Annotated in this window: 13 protein-coding genes; 5 read left to right on the forward strand and 8 right to left on the reverse strand. The window is 68.4% G+C overall.

Annotated features, from left to right (window positions below; genetic code table 11):
- Positions 1-18 precede the first annotated feature (18 nt).
- From FXF65_RS16125 to FXF65_RS16135, 3 genes are all read right to left on the reverse strand, one after another.
- The gene (locus FXF65_RS16125; protein ID WP_148350779.1) at positions 19-1,494 is read right to left on the reverse strand and encodes a YHS domain-containing protein; all 1,476 of its coding nucleotides are present in this window, start codon (positions 1,492-1,494) and stop codon (positions 19-21) included.
- Positions 1,495-1,574: 80 nt separating this feature from the next.
- Complete coding sequence (locus FXF65_RS16130; protein WP_222868588.1) at positions 1,575-3,575, reverse strand: hydantoinase B/oxoprolinase family protein; 2,001 nt, start codon at positions 3,573-3,575, stop codon at positions 1,575-1,577.
- Complete coding sequence (locus FXF65_RS16135) at positions 3,572-5,617, reverse strand: hydantoinase/oxoprolinase family protein (protein WP_148350780.1); 2,046 nt, start codon at positions 5,615-5,617, stop codon at positions 3,572-3,574. The genes FXF65_RS16130 and FXF65_RS16135 overlap by 4 nt, the downstream gene beginning before the upstream one ends.
- A 415-nt stretch (positions 5,618-6,032) precedes the next feature.
- Here FXF65_RS16135 and FXF65_RS16140 point away from each other — a divergent pair, with 415 nt between their 5' ends.
- The 5 genes from FXF65_RS16140 to FXF65_RS16160 all read left to right on the forward strand — a co-directional run bounded on the left by FXF65_RS16140 (position 6,033) and on the right by FXF65_RS16160 (position 11,723).
- On the forward strand, positions 6,033-6,341 hold the full coding sequence (locus FXF65_RS16140; protein WP_148350781.1) for a hypothetical protein: 309 nt from the start codon (positions 6,033-6,035) through the stop codon (positions 6,339-6,341).
- 180 nt (positions 6,342-6,521) lie between these two features.
- A complete protein-coding gene (locus tag FXF65_RS16145; RefSeq protein ID WP_148350782.1) occupies positions 6,522-8,165 on the forward strand; it encodes a purine-cytosine permease family protein in 1,644 nt (547 codons plus the stop codon).
- Between the two features lie 79 nt (positions 8,166-8,244).
- On the forward strand, positions 8,245-9,714 hold the full coding sequence (locus FXF65_RS16150; protein WP_148350783.1) for an NAD-dependent succinate-semialdehyde dehydrogenase: 1,470 nt from the start codon (positions 8,245-8,247) through the stop codon (positions 9,712-9,714).
- Positions 9,711-10,958, forward strand: a complete 1,248-nt coding sequence (locus FXF65_RS16155; protein ID WP_148350784.1) for an NAD(P)/FAD-dependent oxidoreductase — start codon at positions 9,711-9,713, stop codon at positions 10,956-10,958. The genes FXF65_RS16150 and FXF65_RS16155 overlap by 4 nt, the downstream gene beginning before the upstream one ends.
- A 108-nt stretch (positions 10,959-11,066) precedes the next feature.
- Positions 11,067-11,723 (forward strand): DUF305 domain-containing protein, encoded by a 657-nt coding sequence (locus tag FXF65_RS16160; RefSeq protein ID WP_148350785.1) that lies wholly within the window; start codon positions 11,067-11,069, stop codon positions 11,721-11,723.
- Positions 11,724-11,765: 42 nt separating this feature from the next.
- Here FXF65_RS16160 and FXF65_RS16165 read toward each other — a convergent pair whose 3' ends face one another.
- The 5 genes from FXF65_RS16165 to FXF65_RS16185 all read right to left on the reverse strand — a co-directional run bounded on the left by FXF65_RS16165 (position 11,766) and on the right by FXF65_RS16185 (position 17,630).
- Entirely contained in the window at positions 11,766-12,290 is a 525-nt protein-coding gene (locus FXF65_RS16165) for a GNAT family N-acetyltransferase (protein ID WP_222868589.1), read from the reverse strand.
- 43 nt (positions 12,291-12,333) lie between these two features.
- The gene (locus FXF65_RS16170; RefSeq protein ID WP_148350786.1) at positions 12,334-14,121 is read right to left on the reverse strand and encodes an ABC transporter ATP-binding protein; all 1,788 of its coding nucleotides are present in this window, start codon (positions 14,119-14,121) and stop codon (positions 12,334-12,336) included.
- Positions 14,118-15,002, reverse strand: a complete 885-nt coding sequence (locus FXF65_RS16175) for an ABC transporter permease (protein WP_148350787.1) — start codon at positions 15,000-15,002, stop codon at positions 14,118-14,120. The genes FXF65_RS16170 and FXF65_RS16175 overlap by 4 nt, the downstream gene beginning before the upstream one ends.
- A 20-nt stretch (positions 15,003-15,022) precedes the next feature.
- On the reverse strand, positions 15,023-16,045 hold the full coding sequence (locus FXF65_RS16180) for an ABC transporter permease (RefSeq protein ID WP_222868590.1): 1,023 nt from the start codon (positions 16,043-16,045) through the stop codon (positions 15,023-15,025).
- A 184-nt stretch (positions 16,046-16,229) separates the two neighbouring features.
- On the reverse strand, positions 16,230-17,630 hold the full coding sequence (locus FXF65_RS16185; RefSeq protein WP_187412330.1) for an ABC transporter substrate-binding protein: 1,401 nt from the start codon (positions 17,628-17,630) through the stop codon (positions 16,230-16,232).
- Between the last annotated feature and the right edge of the window lie 363 nt (positions 17,631-17,993).

A 17,993-nucleotide genomic window follows, 5' to 3' on the forward strand; every position in this document is an offset into this window, starting at 1 on the left:
GCGTTGTCAGGCGCGATCTCAGGCGAATGCCCACGCGAGGTCGTGCGCGTCGGTCCCGACCGGGCTGATGACGCCGGCGCCCATGTACTTGAGGATGTTCTCCGGCGTGTTCGGGGAGATCTCGCCGTTGTACATCCGGTCGGCGATGCTGTTGAACGTCTTGTACCGGTCGGGCTCCAGCTCGAAGATCCACTTGCACACGGAACTGCAGAAGCTGTACAGCCGGCCTTCGTGGTCGAGCTGGTGGGCGCGGGCCTTCCAGACCGTTCCGCCCTTGTTGGAGATCGGGATCTGGCACATGTTGCAAATGGCCGGCATGCCGATCGCCTGGGACTTCTCGGGGTGCCCCGCGCGGATGTTCTCGATGATCACGTCCCAGTACTGGCCGAACGTGTCGTTCCAGCCGGGGTACTTGTGCTCCAGCCAGGCCCGCTCGCGGGGGCCGACGTTGCCGGTGGGGTTCCACCACAGCGTGTTCCGCCACGCCCACGTCGCCGCCGCCTGGCAGTGGTGGTGGGTCTCGACGTCTTCGAGGAAGATGTCCCAGTACCAGGGGCGCTCCAGCCCGAGGTCGAGCAGCTGCCGCTCGAACTGCTCGCCGACGAACTCGGTCATGTACTCCTTGAAGGAGCGGTCGCGCTTGTCGAGCGGGATCCAGTAGTCCATCGGAATTCCGGTGAGGATCGCGAAGAGCCGGTGGATGCGCCAGAAGGCGATGTCGACCGCCTGCTGCGCCTCGGCCTTCCGCCCGTTCCTGATGAGGATCTTGAGGACGGGCGTGCCGATCTGCGCGTGCCGCGCCTCGTCCGACTGGATGCTCGTGATCAGGTTGGAGAACGTGAAGTCGCCCATGTTGGCGGCGTCCGCGGAAAGGCCGATCATCTGGATGTTCGTCAGCCCGGTCTCGAACGCGAAGTTGAGCATGACCGAGGTCGTCACGGCGTCCCGGGTCATCATCACGTCGTCGAGCGCGTGCCGGCCGGCGATCGCGGCCCAGTTCTTGCTGTGGTGCGCCTGGTGGGCCCAGTCGAACTGGCGGTCGAGGGTCACGAGCTGGTGCGGGAAGTAGAGCTGGATCTGCCCGTGCCGCATCTCGTCGAGCATCCCGAACGTCGCCATGTTCCGCATTCCCGGCGCCTTCGAGAAGCGGGTCATCCGGGCGTCGGACTGGCACGCGGCGTACTCGGACAGGGCGATCGCGCCGTAATGCAGCTTGAGCATGCTGAGGTACGCGGGGTCGGCGTCCTCGTAGTAGCGGGACCGGGCGAGGGCGGCCTTCACCGAGTAGGCGCCCGCGTCCTTCTCCCGCTGCACGCTCACGTATTCGCGGTAGGAGACCTTGTAGGGCTCGTCGAAAGATTCCCATTCCTCGATCGGGATGCCGTAGGGGTCGCTCTGGTCCGGCGGGAACAGCTCGTCGATCTCGACGTACCGCGGCGTCCAGTTCGTGTCGCGGGCGATGTCGTACCAGCTCGATCGTTCCAATAGCGCCATGTGAGATCGTTCCTCTCTCGTTTTTCGGCGTGCCGAACACGCCGGTCGGCGACGACCGTGAATTGTCGGTATTGGTTGCGCTACTCGCCGGCCCAGTGCGAGCGGCAGCGCTCGTGCAGAATCGCGCGGTATTTCCTGGTGGTTTCGGGAAGGAGCTCTCCTGAGCCCCAGTCGACGATCACGCCGTACTGCCGGACGAGGTCATAGGCCGTGAGCTCCCCGTCCTTGTACCGCTGGGCGACGTGCTCGGGGTCGGTCTCCAGGAGGCCGGCACGGGTCGCGCGCAGTCTCCGGCGTTCGGCGGCGGTCGCGACGTCGTCGACCATGTAGAGGTCCGGGTCGCCCGCGTCGCGGACCACCACCACGCCGTAGTCCTTGCGGGCCCGGTCGATCGAGACGTAGCCGTCGACGACGTCCTCGCGGACCGAGCGCGGGGCCCGGCGGAGCGGATCGCCGTATCCGCCGCCGCCCGCCGACGGCCGCTCCAGCGAGTCGCCGGGGACGACCGGCACCCGGGACGCCAGGGCCCCGAGGTAGCGCTCGTCGGTGGAGGCCGGGTTGATCCACAGGCCGTGCGGGCAGCTGGACGATCCGCCGAGGCTGCCGACGATCACCGATTTGGCGCGGTCGGAGCAGTACGACAGGACCGCCCCCTCGCAGTCGGTGAGCATCACCTCCTTCACCATTCCGAGCCCGCCCCGGAATTCGCCCGGCCCGCCCGAGTCGGTCTTCAGTTCGCAGACGCGGGTCATGATGGGAGAGGTGAGTTCCTGCATCTCGGTCGACTGGAGGGCGTGCCCGACTCCGAATATCGAGGCCGTGGCGTTCGAGCCGTCCTTTCCGTTGCGCCCGCCCCAGCCCCCGGCCATCCAGTCGTAGTACATGAACTGCTCCTGGCCGTGCGGGCGCGCGTCCCGTCCGCCCAGCAGGACGTATTCGAGGTTGAACGACGTGGCGATCGCCCGCTCGGGCATGATCTGCGACCAGATCTGGAAGATGGCGTTCACGATCTTCTCGTACGGTCCCGCGTAGAACCCGGTGACGGCCCTGGGCCAGGACGCGTTCACCACCGTCCCGCGCGGGCCGAAGTCCACGGTGAGGGCCCGGTAGAAACCGGAGTTGAGCGGCACGTCGGGAAAGAACGTCTTGGTTCCGGCGATCACGGCCGAGTAGCTGCCGCCGAACGCCGAGTTGAGGAAGCTCCCGATGGCGGGATGCGACCCGCTGAGGTCGTAGTGAACGCCGTTCCCCGAAATGCGCATCCGCACTTTGATCGGGACGAGGCCCTCGCCGCCGCTCGGGTCGTTGTCGATGTAGTCCTCGGCCTCCCACGAGCCGTCGGGCAGCGCCGACACACGGCGGCGCACGACCCTTTCGACATAAGCCTGGGATTCGCCGAAGGCCGCGATGACCGTCCCCTGGCCGTAGCGTTCGATGAGCCGGTGGACTTCGCGTTCGCAGACCCGGGTCGCCTCGGCCTGGGCGCGCAGGTCCCCTTCCGCGTCCTCGGGCGAGCGCGTGTTCGACGCGATGAGCCGTCCGACGTCCGCCAGGTAGCGGCCGCGCGACCAGATACGCACCGGGGTGATGCGGAGGCCCTCGCCGAAATGTTCCGTTGCGCTGGGATCGAAGGAACCGGTCGCGGCTCCGCCGACATCGGCCCAGTGGCCGTTGCTTTGGGCGACGGCTATCAGCGCGCCGTCGCTGAATATCGGCCTCAGGACCCTGACGTCGTTGAAGTGCGTGCCGCCGGAGTACGGGTCGTTGAGGATGAACACGTCGCCCTCGCAGATGTCGCCGCGGAAGGCGTCCAGCACCGCCTTGGCCGAGAAGTGCAGCGTTCCCACCTGCACGGCGACGTCCGAGCTGCCCTGGGCGACGGTGTCGCCGTTGGCGTCGCACAGCCCGCCGGAGAAGTCCCGCGCGTGGATCACGAAGGAATGGCAGGTGCGCAGCAGCTGCTCGGCCATCAGGTCGACGGCCGTCATGAAGGCGTTCCGGAGGACTTCGGCGGTCACCGGGTCGAGGGCGTCCGCCTGCTCGTCCTCGATCATCCGGAGCGGTACACGCTGGGTGGTCATCGCGCCTGCCTCTCCACGTCCATGGAAATGCGGAGGTTGCCCATCTGGTCGACGGTCGCCGTCCAATCCGGCGGGATCAGCGTCGTCGAATCGGGTTGGGCGATGACCGCCGGACCCGTGACCTTCGCGTCTGGGCAGAGGTCCGACCGGCTGTACACCGGCGTCTCCAGCCAGCCCTTCGGCTCGATGAACCTGACCATTCGCCGCCCCACGGGTTCGATCGGCTTTCCGGTCCCGGAACTCAGCGCGCCGAACCGCGGCTTCTCGATGATTCCGAGAGCCGAGACCGACAGCTGGTAAAGGTCGACGTCGCCGTGCTCGTGGTTGAACCCGAATTCCTCGCGGTGCTGGACGTGGAACTTCTCGACCAAGCCGCCGATCGCCCGGACCGGCTGGTCCACGGCGATGGGCATCGAGCGCGACTGCCCGTGGTACCGCATCTCGATGAATCGCTGCATGCTGATGCGTTCGGGCTCGACTCCGTCCTCAAGGAGGCTCTTGCGTGCGTGCGACTCCAGCCGTAGGAAGGTCGACTCGATCTCGTACGGATCGGCCGCCTGCGCGTTCCGGATGAACATGGCGCTGAAGTCGTGCCTGATGTCGACGAGCAGGCAGCCGAATGCCGAAGTGACACCCGGATGCGGTGGAACGACAACGGCCGAGAGAGACAACTCGCGAGCCAAATGAACCGCGTGCATCGGACCGGCGCCGCCGAAGGCGACGAGCGCGAAATCGCGCGGATCCTGGCCGCGGCGAATCGACAGGATCTTCAAAGCGTCGGCCAGGTTCGCCGACGCGACGCGCAGTATGCCGACGGCGGCGTCCTCAAGGGAGCAGTTCAGCTCCCTGGCGATCTTGCTCACCGCCCGCTTGGCGAGCGCGACGTCGAGAAGCTGCGATCCCGCCGCCAATGACGTGTCGATCTGCCCCAGGACGAGTTGCGCGTCGGTGGTCGTCGCGGCCGTCCCGCCGAGCCCATAGCAGGCGGGGCCGGGCGCCGCGCCCGCCGACTGCGGGCCGACGCGCAGCGCGCCGCCGTCGTCCACCCACGCGATCGAGCCGCCACCGGCTCCGATCGTCAGGACCTCAAGGTTCGGGAAGCAGATCGGATGTCCGAAGTCCACCGACCAATTCCGCACGACCTTCAATTCCCCGCCGCACACGATGGAGATGTCGGCGCTCGTCCCGCCCACGTCCAGGGCGAGTGAGTTCTCATAGCCGCAGGCCAGCGCGATGTGCTTGCTCGCCACCGCGCCCGCCGCGAGGCCGGAGGACGCGAGCCGCGCGGCATGCTTCTGCGCGGCCTGCGTCGTCATCACGCCCCCGCCGCCGTGCATCAGATGAAGCCGGCCGTTGTATCCGGATTCCGCGAGCCGCTTTTCGAGGCTGCCGGCGTAATGGCCGATCAGCGGCGACAGAAGGGCGTTCGCGACGGTGGTCGAGAAGCGTTCGTGTTCGAGGATCTCGTCCAGGACGGCGCTGGAGATCGAGACCGCGACGTCGGGCAGTTCGGCGCGCAGGAACTCCAGCATCGCGATCTCATGCACGGGGTTCACGTAGGAGTTGACGAAGCAGACGGCGACCGTCCGCACCTGCCTGCGCCGGAGCGTGTCGACCAGTTCCTTGGCCTCGGCCATGTCCAGCGGCTCGATCACCCGGCCGGTCGCGTCGACCCGTTCGGTGACGACCAGCCGGTCGCGGCGCGCGATGTAGGGAGGGGCGACGTCCTTGTAGGCGTCCCAAAGGTCTTCCTTCGTCCCCCGCCTGATCTCGATCACGTCGCGGAACCCGCGGGTCGTGACGAGGGCCGCCCGCGGAAAGGCCCGGTTGAGCAGCGCGTTCGTGGCGACGGTGGTGCCGTGGCAGAAGAACCGGGTGTCGGCCAGGTCCGCACCCGCCTGGGCGATGCCGCGCATCACCCCGTCGATCGGGGACTCGGCCGTCGTCGGCACCTTGGCCACGCGGGGCGCCTCGCCGTTCTCCCCCAGCACGCAGACGTCGGTGAAGGTACCGCCGACATCGACCGCGACACGCAATGCCATCCGATCCCTCCTCGGCTCGCTGTGGGGGCGTTTGCCCTGGTCGTTGGACTAGATACTCGCCTGGGCTCTCAGGGCAAGCAATAGTGAAGAGTGAGAGAACGGAGCGACCGGATTGTTCAGGTCTCCCACCGACCGGCCGCTGATTCGCGATCGCCCGCTTGCGTAAGGGCTCGGACGCCGCGCGGGGCGGGCCGCCCGCCGGAGAGGCCGCGGCGACGGGAGGCGCCGGTCGGAGACACGCACAATCCGATCACCGCGTTCTCTCAATCCTCACTATTGCCCGCCCCAGGGGCCCGGACGAGTATCTAGTCCAGCGACCAGGGATTACGCCCCGATCGCGACCGTCACTGAGAGGCGTGTTGGCAGGAACCGCGGCCGCGGGAACGTGTCCAGCCGGCGATTCGAGGAACCCATCATGAGCCAATACAACGCCGCGGGCCGGCCCGCCGGGCAGACGTACACGAGCTGTGTCACCGGGGCACGGACCAGTCGACTCGACCTCACCGGGACGAACCGTCCGGTGGCCGCCGCCCGGCGGCACACCCGTGACACCCTGCTCCGCTGGGGCCTCGCCCCCGAACTGATCGACGACGCGCTTCACCTCGCGTCCGAGCTGGTCACCGCCGCCGAGGGGGACGCGGCGGAGGGCGCTCGGGAGTTCCAGCTCACTCTCCAGTCCGGTCACGTGAGCATCGCGGTCGAGGACGGGAACCGCCGGGCTTAACGACGAACACGATCCGCTCCCCGTTGGCGGAAGCCGCGAGGAATGCCTTTCCCATGCCGTCATTCGTGTTTCCGACGGCCTCGCGCCCGTTCCGCCGCCGCTGACTCACCAGTGGTGTGAACGACGAGGCGATCCCGCCTTGTCCCTACCCCCTGATCACATCCCCCCAAGGAGATGGCAATGAGCGAACGCCTGACACCGGGAAACAGACCGCTCCAGATCATCGACCACGACGACCCGGAGGTCGTGCGCAGCGCCGCGACCGAGGACTACGCGCTGCACGTCGCGCCCTTCACCTGGCGTTCCGGCCGGGTGTCGCTGCTGATGGCCTGGTACGCGTTCGCCAGCGCGATGTTCTGGCTCATCGTCGGCGCCACCGTCGCCCTCGTCGTGGGCACCCGGGACACCCTGGTCGGGCTCGGCCTCTCGGTGCTCGCCTACAGCGTCATCGGCGGGCTGATCAGCCGCTACGCGGCGCGGACCGGCGTTTCGAGCGCGCTGTTCTCGCGCTGCCTCTTCGGCTATCTCGGATCGGTGATCGCGCCGCTCGTCATCGGCGCGACCGCGCTCTACTACGGCGTGTTCGAGGGCTCGGTCATCGCGTCCGTCCTGCACCAGTACACCGGGACGGGATCCATCGAGCTGTGGTACTTCATCGTCGCCGCCTACAGCATCCCCCTCGTCGTCGGCGGGGTGCGGAAATGGCTCGACAAGATCAACGGCATTCTGCTGCCGTTCTACTACATCGGGCTCATCGTCGTCATCGTCTGGGCGATCGCCCGGCACGGCTACTCCAATGACTGGCTCACCGCCGGTCCGGTGGCCGACACGAACCTGCACGCGCCCGGCTGGTTCTTCGCCTTCACGACCTACATGGGCGTCTGGATCATGATCCCGTTCACCTGGGACTACGCGCGGCTGGCCAAGACCGGCGACGCCCGCTACCACCGGTGGCTGACCTTCGGACCGCTCTTCTACATCCTCACCCTGGTGGTCAACGCGGTCGTCGGGATCTTCCTGGCCAACACCCTCGTGACGAACGGCCCGCTCAGCGAACTCTCGGCGGTCGACGGCATCGTGAAACTCGCGGGCATTTTCGGGGTCGCGCTGGTGTGGATCAGCCAGACCAGAATCAACACGGCCAATTACTACCTCGCGAGCATCAACGCCGAGAGTTTCTTCGCCCGGCTGCTGAGGATCCACCTTTCGCGGCGCGTCTGGGTCGTCGTGATCGGCGTCGGCGCGTTCGGGCTCATGCTCACCAACCCGATCTCGTATCTGCTCAAGGCGCTGCAATGGCAGGGCGTCTTCGTGGTGGCGTGGATCGCGATCGCGCTGGTGTACCTGGCGTTCGCGCGGCGGGACGGACGCGCCGCCGAGGACTTCGAGTTCAGGCCCGGCCGCATTCCCGCCTTCAACGCCGTCGGGCTCGTGTCCTGGCTGGTCGCGTCGGCGGTGGGCGTCACGCTGGCCCAGGCGGGCGGCTCATTCGGGGCGACCTGGTCCGCGCCGATCACGTTCGTGCTGGCGGCGGCCATGTACGCGGCCGGACGCTTCGCCACCGGGGAGCGCCACGTCGTGCTGCGCCGCCCGTTCGACCCGCGCGCCGAGGTCGAGGACCCCTGGGAGGCCCGCGTCCTGTGCGCCTCGTGCGACCGGCACTACATCGCGCAGGAAATGGACCGGAATCCCGCGACGCACGACCACGCGCCCATCTGCGCCGAATGCGGCAGCGACGACCTCGCCTATCTGCGCGCCTCCTACGCCGAGGCCCGCTCCGGCGCGGTCGGCCGCCCCGACGCGGATCTGGTCGCCACCGACTGACCGGGCGTTCGCGGACGTGCGGAACCGCACGTCCGCGAACGGTCATCGATTTCCACACAGGGCTAGTGAAGGACGTCCGATGCAGCAGAGCACTATCGACACCGTCTATCCGCCGACCGGGACGCTGGTCGGCGGGGAATGGCGGAAGGCCCGCTCCGGCGCGACCTTCCCCGTCCACGACCCCGCGACCGGAGAGGTCATCGCGACCGTCGCCGACGCCGACCCCGAGGACGCGGCGGACGCCATGGACGCGGCGGCGGCGGCATTCCCCCGCTGGTCGGCGACACCGCCGAAACAGCGGGCCGCGCTGCTGCACAACGCCTTTCTGGCCCTCCAGGAAAGGGCCGAGGAATTCGCCCGGCTCATCACCCTGGAGATGGGCAAGCCGCTGGCCGAGTCGCGGGCCGAGGTCGCCTACGCCGCCGACTTCCTGCGGTGGTACGCGGAGGAGGCCGTCCGTATCACCGGGACGTTCCGCACCGCCCCGGACGGCACGGCCCGCCATCTCACCCTGCGGCAGCCGGTCGGGCCGTGCCTGCTGGTGACACCGTGGAACTTCCCCCTCGCGATGATCACCCGGAAGGTCGCACCCGCGCTCGCGGCGGGCTGCACGGTCATCCTCAAACCGGCTGAGGAGACGCCGCTCTCGGCACTCCAGTTCGCGCACATCCTCACCGACGTAGGGGTGCCCGCCGGGGTGGTCAACGTCCTGAACACGAGCCGTCCGGGCCCGCTCGTGGAGACGATTCTGCGTGACGGGCGGATTCGCAAGCTGTCCTTTACGGGTTCCACCGAAGTGGGGCGCAAACTGCTGGAACAGGCCGCGCCCGGCGTGCTCCGGACCTCCATGGAACTGGGCGGCAACGCGCCGTTCATCGTCTTCGACGACGCCGACGTCGACGCCGCCGTCGAGGGCGCGGTCGCGGCGAAACTCCGCAATGGCGGGCAGTCCTGCGTCGCGGCCAACCGCTTCGTCGTCGCCGACCCGGTCGCGTCGCGGTTCGTCGACGGGCTGGCCGAGCGGCTGCGCGGCCAGGTCGTCGGCCCGGGGACCGACCCCCGCTCGACGCTCGGCCCGATGATCAACGAGAAGCAGCGGAATCGCGCGGTCGGGCTGGTGGACGACGCCGTGTCGCATGGGGCCGTCCCCGCCGTCCACTACCGGACGGCGGGCCGCGGAGACGCCTTCCTCAACCCGGTCCTGCTCGACCGGGTCCCGTCCTCCGCGCGGATCGCGCGGGAGGAGATCTTCGGACCCGTCGCCACGGTCTACCGTTTCTCGACCGAGCAGGAGGGTCTCGCGCTGGCCAATGCCACCGAATCCGGATTGGTCGGCTACGTCTATACCCGGGATCTGAACCGCGCCCTCCGAGCCGTCGAGGCGATGGAATGCGGAATGGTCGGGGTGAACCGGGGATACGTCTCCGACGCCTCGGCGCCGTTCGGCGGTGTGAAGCAGTCCGGCCTGGGACGCGAGGGCAGCGAGGTCGGCATCCAGGAATACCTGGAGACCAAGTACGCGTCGATCGACGCCGGGGCTCTCGCATGACCGCGTCCGGGCGTCCGACCGCCGTGATCGTCGGCGCCTCGGTCGGCGGCGTCCGGACCGCCAGGGCGCTGCGCTCGGCCGGGTACGCGGGCGAGATCGTCCTCGTGGGCGCCGAGGACCACCTGCCCTACGACAGGCCGCCGCTGTCCAAGGGCTTCCTCGCCGGGACGGTCGCGCACGGGGACCTGACGCTGCTCGGCGAGGATGCGGCGGCCGCCGCCGGAATCCGTCTGGAGCTCGGAACCCCCGCGACCGGCGTGGACGTGGCGGGCCGCGCGGTCGAACTGGCCGACGGCCGCCGCCTGGGCTTCGACGAACTGGTCATCGCCACCGGCGCCCGGCCGCGTCCATCACCGTGGGGCGCCCCGCGCGGCCTGCACGTCCTGCGGACGCTGGACGACGCCCTCGCGCTGCGCGAAGACCTCGGACGGGGCGGGCCGCTGGTCGTCATCGGCGCCGGTTTCATCGGCGCCGAGGTCGCCGCCACTGCCGCCGGGATCGCGGACGTGACGCTCGTCGACCCGATGCGCGTCCCGCTCAGCCGCGTGCTGAACCCCGCCGTCGCCCAACGCTTCGGCGACCTGCACACCGCACGTGGCGTGACCACCCGGTTCGGAGTCGCCGTCACTGGCGTCGAGACCCGCAACAATGGCCTCGTCGTCCGGCTGGAGGACGAGACCGAACTCCCGGCGGCAACGGTGGTCGTGGGCATCGGAGCGGTGCCGAACGACGACTGGCTTAACGGCTCCGGCTTGACCGTCGCGGACGGCGTCGTCTGCGACCGCTACTGCCGGGCGCGCGGCACATCGAACATCCACGCCGTAGGCGACGTCGCCCGCTGGTGGGATCCCCGCCGCCGCGGACTCGTCCGCGCCGAGCACTGGACCAACGCCGTCGAGCAGGCCGAATGCGTCGCGCACAACATCACACATCCGGACGATCTCCGGGTACACGAACCGACCGAGTACATATGGACCGACCAGTACGACTGGCAGGTCCAACTGGTCGGACGCACCGGGGGGAGCCTCGATCACGTCACCCTTTCCGGCGCCGATCCGGACCACAGTTTCGCGGTCCTGTACGCCCATTCCACGGGTGATTTCGCCGGGGCGGTCACGGTCAACTGGCCCCGCGCCGCCATAGCCTGCAGAAAGGCGCTGCGCGCCCCAGTTCCGCTCGACACCGTCCGAAAGACCATCACGACCGCCCGCCGAAGAACTCGGGAACCGCGCGATCATGGCTGAAAGGCGGGTTTGCGGATAGCGTGGCCGACGCCTGGTGGCGATCAGGCGACCAGGTGTCGGACGAGACTCCGGCGTTCGACCCCACCCCGAAGGGATCGAGACCCCCGCATGACCGCCAAGCTCCCCCCACGCGACGGTCGCGCAACCGCGCCCGTCGGCGCCGCCGCCCGCGGCACCCCGCCATCCCGCCTAGTGCTCGCCGCGACACTCTTCGCCTTCGCCGTGCTGCTCACAGCGTGCGGCGGCTCATCGAAGGCCGGTGATCCGGCGGAGGGAAAGCCGAAGCAGACCGCGTCGGCCGATCACAACGCCGACGACGTCATGTACCTGCAGATGATGATCGCGCATCGTCGGCAGATGCTCGACATGGTCCGGCTGGTCCCCGACCGCGCCAAGCGCGGCGAAGTCAGGAAACTGGCCGCGACCCTCGAAAAGGACAGCACCGGCGAGGTGCAGAAGATGACCTCGTGGCTCACCGCGTGGCAGAAGCCGACCACGATGCAAGGTCCGGCGAACTCCCACGCCGCCCACGGCGGCATGCCCGCCATCGGCCCGGTGGAGATGGAGTCCCTGCAAGAAGGCAAGGGCCGCACTTTCGACAGCACGTTCCTCAACCTGCTCCTCGGCCATCAGGGGAACGCGACCGAGATGTCACAGGTGGAATTGAAGAAGGGAGTCAATCCCACCACGCGAGCGTTCGCCGATGACGTCGTGAAACGCACGAGCGACATGGTCAGTAAGCTGCTCGGCCTCCTGAACAGCTGACGCCTTCCCCGGCGGCCGTGAGCGCGGCGCCCGAAGACGCGCTCACGGCTCGGCGGGACCCTCGCAGGACACCGCGACCGCAGAACGCTTCCCGTTCCTCGCCGCCGGAGGGTTCTCCCCCCGGTAGAGGATCTTGGTCGTGACCTCCTGATATCCGAGGTCGGAGTAGAACCGCTGGGCATGGGTGTTGACGGTGTCGGTCGTCCATTCGACACGGCTGCACCCGTGCTCGGCCGCCTTCTCGAAAACGGCCTGCATGAGAATGACGCCGATGCCGGCCCCCCTGCGCGAGCCGGTCACGTACAGCTCTTTGAGATACAGGCTGCTGGTGAATCCGACGGCGGGCCAATGGAAGGACCAGGACGCGAGCCCCACCGCGTCGTCGCCGTCGAAGGCGAGGAGCACGCGGGCCGCGGGCGTTTCCCCGAACAGCGCCTGCCGCACCTGCTCGGTGCGTTCTTCGAGCGTCCCTTGGAGGGTGGCGCCGTAGAAGAGGTACATCTCCTCCAGCAGCGCGCGGACGGCGGGGACGTGCTCGGGGGTCGCGGCGGCCACGGTCACCGTCACTTGGAATGCCTCCTGATCTCGGGGGGTCGGGTTGGGGCCGGTCTTATCCGGGGACTTCGCTCGTCTCGGCGTCGGGACGGTCGACCTCAAGGGTGTCGGCCAGAAGCCCTCGGGTGTAGGCGTGCTCCGGCGCGCTGAGCACCGACTCGACCTCTCCCGACTCCACGACGCGCCCCTGGCTGAGGACGACGACGCGGTCGCCGATGCTGCGCACGACGGCGAGGTCGTGGGTGATGAACACCATGCTCAGCCCGTCGTTCTGCAGCGAGCGAAGCAGTTCGACGACGGACGCCTGAACGGAGACGTCGAGCCCCGACGTGACCTCGTCGCAGATCAGCAGCTTGGGGTCGCAGGCGAGCGCGCGGGCGATGGCCACCCGCTGGCGCTGGCCGCCGGACAGCTCGGCGGGGTAGCGGTCCGCGAGCCGCCACGGGATCTCCACGCGCTCAAGGGCCTCCTGGGCCTTGGCGCGGGCGGCCTTGCCGCGATCTCCGTAGAAGTGCTTCAGCGGCACCATCACCGAGGTCGCGACCGTCTCGCGGGGGTTCAGCGAGCCGTAGGGGTTCTGGAAGACGTACTGCATCTGCTGCTTGATGGCCTTGGACCGGTCCCGCAGCCGCAGCGGAAGCGGCTTCCCGTCCATCTCCATCACGCCGGTCTGGGATTCGTGCAGGCCGATCAGACAGCGGGACATGGTCGTCTTGCCGCTGCCCGACTCGCCCACGATCCCGACGCACTCGCCCGGAGCCACGTCGAAGGAGAGGTCGAACAGGACCTGCGTCCGGTCGTAGGAGGCGTTCAGGTTCCGCACGCTCAGCACGGACGCCCTGCCCTCCTCGCGGCTCTCGATCCGCCGCAGCGGCTCCTTGACCTGGCACGTCTGGTTCTGCCGGACGTGCTCGACGCGCACGCAGCGCGCCGCGCCGCCGGTGGGCGCGGTGACCAGCGCGGGCACGGCCTCCCGGCAGCGGTCCTCGGCGTACGCGCAGCGGTCCGCGAACACGCACCCCTCGAACTTGGCCCCCGCCGCCGGCGACCGGCCGGGGATCGGGACGAGCGGCAGCCGCTGCCGCGTCGACGGCACCGATTCGAGCAGCGCGATGGAGTAGGGGTGCGCGGCGGTGAGCAGGACCTCGTCGCGCGTCCCGGTCTCCAGCACCTGCCCCGCGTACATCACGGTCACCAGGTCGCCGACCGCGCCGACGACCGCGAGGTCGTGCGAGACGAAGACGGCGGCCATGCCGTTGTCCGAGCAGAGGCGGCCGACCATCTCCAGGACGCGCGCCTGGGTGGAGACGTCCAGCCCGGTCGTGGGCTCGTCGAAGACGATCAGCTTCGGGCCCTTCGACACGGCCATGGCGATCGCCACCCGCTGCTGCTGCCCGCCCGACAGCTCCTGCGGGTGGCGGCGCAGGAACGCGTCGTCCGAGGGCAGGCCGACGGCCTTGAGGACCTCGCGGATCCGCGGCAGGTTCTCCTTCCTGCCGCCGAGCATCCCCTCGGTGAGCTGGGTCCCGATCCGCATCGCCGGGTTGAGCGCCGTCGCGGGGTCCTGCGGGACGAAGCCGATGAGCTTCTTGCGCGCCTCGCGCAGCTCGTTCCGGCCGAGCGCGAGGAGGTCGACGCCGCCGACCACGACCTTGCCGCCGACGATGTTCGCGCCGCGCTTGGCGAAGCCGAGCAGGGCGAGCGCGACCGTGCTCTTCCCCGAGCCCGACTCGCCGACGAGGCCCATGACCTGCCCGCTCTCCAGGGCGAACGACACGTCGTCGACGATCACGCTGCCGTCGTCGAGCGCGACGGTGAGCCCGGTGACTTCGACCGCGTTCATGAACGAGTCCCTTCGGTGCGGCCGATCACCCGCGCGGCGCCTTCGGCGAAGAGGTTGCCGCCGATCGTGAACAGGGCGACGCAGACGGCGGGGATGAAGACGGCGAGCGGCTGGATCGCGAGGCCGTCCTTGTTCTCGCTGACCATGAGCCCCCAGTCGGAGGCGGGCGGCTGGACGCCGAAGCCGAGGAAGCTCAGCGAGGCGAGGCCGACGACCGACCACATGAGCCGCAGCCCGATCTCCACCATGAGCGGGGAGGTCACGCTCGGCAGCACCTCCCGCATGAGGATGTGCCGGGACGAGAGCCCGACCGTCCGCGCCCACATGACGTGCTCGCGCCGCATCACCGGACGCGCCGAGCCGCGCATCACGCGCGCCATCCCGGGTGTGAGGCCGATCGCCACGAGGACCACCAGGATCCACCGGCTCGGCCCGACCATCGAGATGAACAGGATCGCCATGATGATCGTCGGGAACGTCAGCAGCACGTCGACGACCCGCATGAGGAGCATGTCGACGATCCCGCCCGCGAAGGCCGCGACCAGCCCGATCGTGGTGCCGAGCGCGACGCCGAGGGCCGTGGCGGCGATGGCCATCCAGGTCAGGTTGGCTCCGCCGCTGAGGATGCGCGAGACGATGTCCCGGCCCAGCGAGTCCGCGCCGAGCAGCAGCCCGTCGCCGGGCGGCGCGTACGGCTTCGCCATCACGGCGGTCGGCGAGTGCGGCGCGAGGAAGGGGCCGACGATCGCGAAGACGATCATCGTCAGCAGCATGATCAGGCCGAGCCTGGTCTGCCGGGAGGTCAGGACGCGGCGGGTGAGGTTCTTCGGCGGAGCCTGCACCTCCTGCTCCCCTTGCTCCCTGGGTCGCGTTCGGATCATGGCCGACGCTCCTTCGTCTGTCATCGGGACTTGTTCAGGGTTCCGAGCACGTCGGCGAGCTGGTTGAAGCAGAAGAACGCGGCCGCCATGAGCATGATGATCGCCTGGACCATCGGCAGGTCGTGGCCGGCGACGGCGTCCACGAGCGCCGAGCCGATGCCGGGATAGCCGAACAGGTACTCGATCACGACCGAGCCCGCGATCGTGTAGGCGGCCATGATGCTCGCCGCCGGGATGCTCGGCGCGAGCGCGTTCGGCAGCGCGTGCCGGAACAGGATCCGCCGCGTCGACAGGCCCTTGATGGTCGCGAGCTGGACGTACTCGCTCTCCAGCACGTCGATGAAGGAGACCCGCACGAGGCGCGAGAGGTAGGTGACCCCGACGAGCGTCATGACCGCGAGGGGCATGATGAGCTGCTTCGGATGCTGCCAGGGCGCGTCCCCCGGCGGGATCAGCGAGACCGGCGGCAGGACCTTGAAGACGACGGTGCCGAACACGGCGATCACGAGGCTGCCGAGGACGAAGTCCGGCGTCGCCGTCACGACGAGCGAGGTGCCGAGGTAGGACCGGTCGAAGAACCTGTCCCGGAAGACGGCCGCGAGCAGGCCGACCAGGAGGGACAGCGGCAGGATGAGGATCATCGCGATGACGGTCAGCGTCGCGGAGTTGAAGATCCGCTCGGACAGGAGCTCGGACACGGGCTGCCCGCTGACCAGCGAGTTGCCCATGTTCCCGGTGAGGACGTTGCCCAGCCAGTCCCAGTACTGGGTGAGCAGCGGCTCGTCGAGCCCCATGTTCTTGTTGAGCTGGGCGATCTGGTCGGCGGTCGCCCCGGCGCCGAGGATGATGTGCGCGACGTCGCCGGGCATCGCCTGCGTCGCCACGAAGACGATCACGGAGATGCACCACAGGGTCACCACGCCCATCAGCCCGCGCTGGACGATGAGCCACGCGATGGTGGCCCGCCGGTTTCGGCGGCGGCTCGGGGCCTTGACAGGCTCGACCGCGTCGATCGCCTGTTTGGTCGTCATCTCAGTGGCCATTGGCAACAATCCCGTTCAACGTGTCCGGTCGCCGTTTGGTTGGAGGGTGTCCGCTTGTGACTGCCGCTTGTGACCGTCCGGTCCGAGCGACGCCCGGGGGCGGCCGCCGCCGGAACCGGAGACCGCTCCTGGCCCGTCCAGGCCAGGGAGGGCGATCTCCGGTTCGCGGACACGGCCTACCTGATCAGTCGATGGTGACCTTGGTGAAGTCGTACAGGTTCCCCGAGGGGAACTCGGGGACGAGGCCCTTCACCTTGGACGAGTACACGCTCACCGTGGGGTTCGTGGCGGCGAGGATACTCGCGCCCCGCTCGTACTCGATCTTCTTCATCTGCTTCTCGATGTCGCACTGCTCCGTCGCGTCGGAGGTCGCGTAGAGCTTCTTCGCCAGCGACTCGAACTCGGGGTCGTGCCAGTGCGTGTGGTTGAGCGCGTTGTCCTTGCTGATGATCTCCGGCACGCCCTCAAGGTAGGGGCGGGTGTCGTAGCCGGTGTAGAAGGTCCGCTCACCCCACTTCTCGAGGTAGGCGCCCAGCTCCATCTTCTGGACCTTGATGTTCACGCCGATCTTCTTGGCGTCCTCGGCCAGGATCTGGACGAGCTGGAGCATGCCCGGCTTGTTCGCCGCGGTCTCCAGGCTGATGCTGAGGTTCGACTTGCCCGCGTCCGCGAGCAGCTTCTTGGCCTGCGGAAGGTCCTGCTGCCGCTGCGGGACGTCCGGAACGCACTGGTCGAAGCCGGAGTGGTCGTTCGCCAGCTCCCCGAGGCCGTCGAAGGCGTTGGACAGCGCGAGCTTGCGGTCGAGGATCAGCCGCATCGCCTGCCGGACGCGCACGTCGTTGAACGGCGCCACGTCGGCCCGCATGCCGATGCTGACCTTCAGGTTGACGTCGCTCTTCATGACCTTCAGACCCGGCGTCTTCTCGATCGTCGGAAGCGAGGTCTGCAGGATGTTCGAGCTGGCGTCGATCTGGCCGCCGATGATCGCGTTGGTCGACGCCTCCGCGGTCTTGAAGCTGATGACCTTGACCTTGTCGACCTTCGGCTTCGTCCCCCAGTAGCCGTCGAACCGCTTGACGGTCGTCTCGCGGCCGGGTGAGAACGCGACGAGGCTGAACGGGCCCGTCCCCATCGCCTGCTCGGGCGTGGACCCCTTCTTGTAGAAGATGATGTTGCTGTTGGTGACGGCGAACTCGAACGGCCCGTACGGCTTGTCCAGCTTGAACTTCACCGTCAGGTCGTCGACCTTCTCGATGCCCTTGGGGTCCATGAAGTCGACGTAGTTGCGCTCGATGAGCGCGTTCTTCTTGTCGAGGATCCGGTTGAACACCGCGATGACGTCGTCCGCGCTGAACGGGCTCCCGTCATGGAACTTGACGTTCGGACGGAGCTTGACCGTCCACTCGGTGTTGTCCTTGTTGTGGGTGATGCCCGTGGCGAGCGCCCACTGGTAGCCGCCGTCCTTGGTGCGGTGGGCGAGCGGCTCGAACAATGCGGCGTTGCGGACGTAGAAGTCCTGCGACCGCACGTTGGAGTAGGCGTCGATGGTGGAGATCGTGCTGGCGACCACGCCTACGCGGAGCATGCCCCCGGACGCACCCCCCGATCCCTCCGACGAACTCGACGAGGAACATCCTGCCGCGGCGAGGCTGACGGCCATGGCGAAGGCCACGGGCGCGAGCACCCGGGGACGTCTCCCGTGCTCCTTGCCGACCAATCGACTCAACATCCTTCCTCCTTGAAAAGACGCTGGTGGGGGTGGATGGGAGCTCTTGCCCGGAACAAGGTCGGTGGGTGTCCTTGGGGTGCCGTGCTCCGTGAACGTAGCGCGAACAGGAGATCTCCCTGTCCGATCGATTCCGGCTGTTTGTATGACGTACCAAATCAGACGTACTAAGCCGCGTCAACCATGAAAAGCGGACAAAATCAGCTGAGATCGCCACGTTGT

Source organism: Actinomadura syzygii (assembly GCF_008085905.1).
In the GTDB taxonomy this organism is placed as follows: domain Bacteria; phylum Actinomycetota; class Actinomycetes; order Streptosporangiales; family Streptosporangiaceae; genus Spirillospora; species Spirillospora syzygii.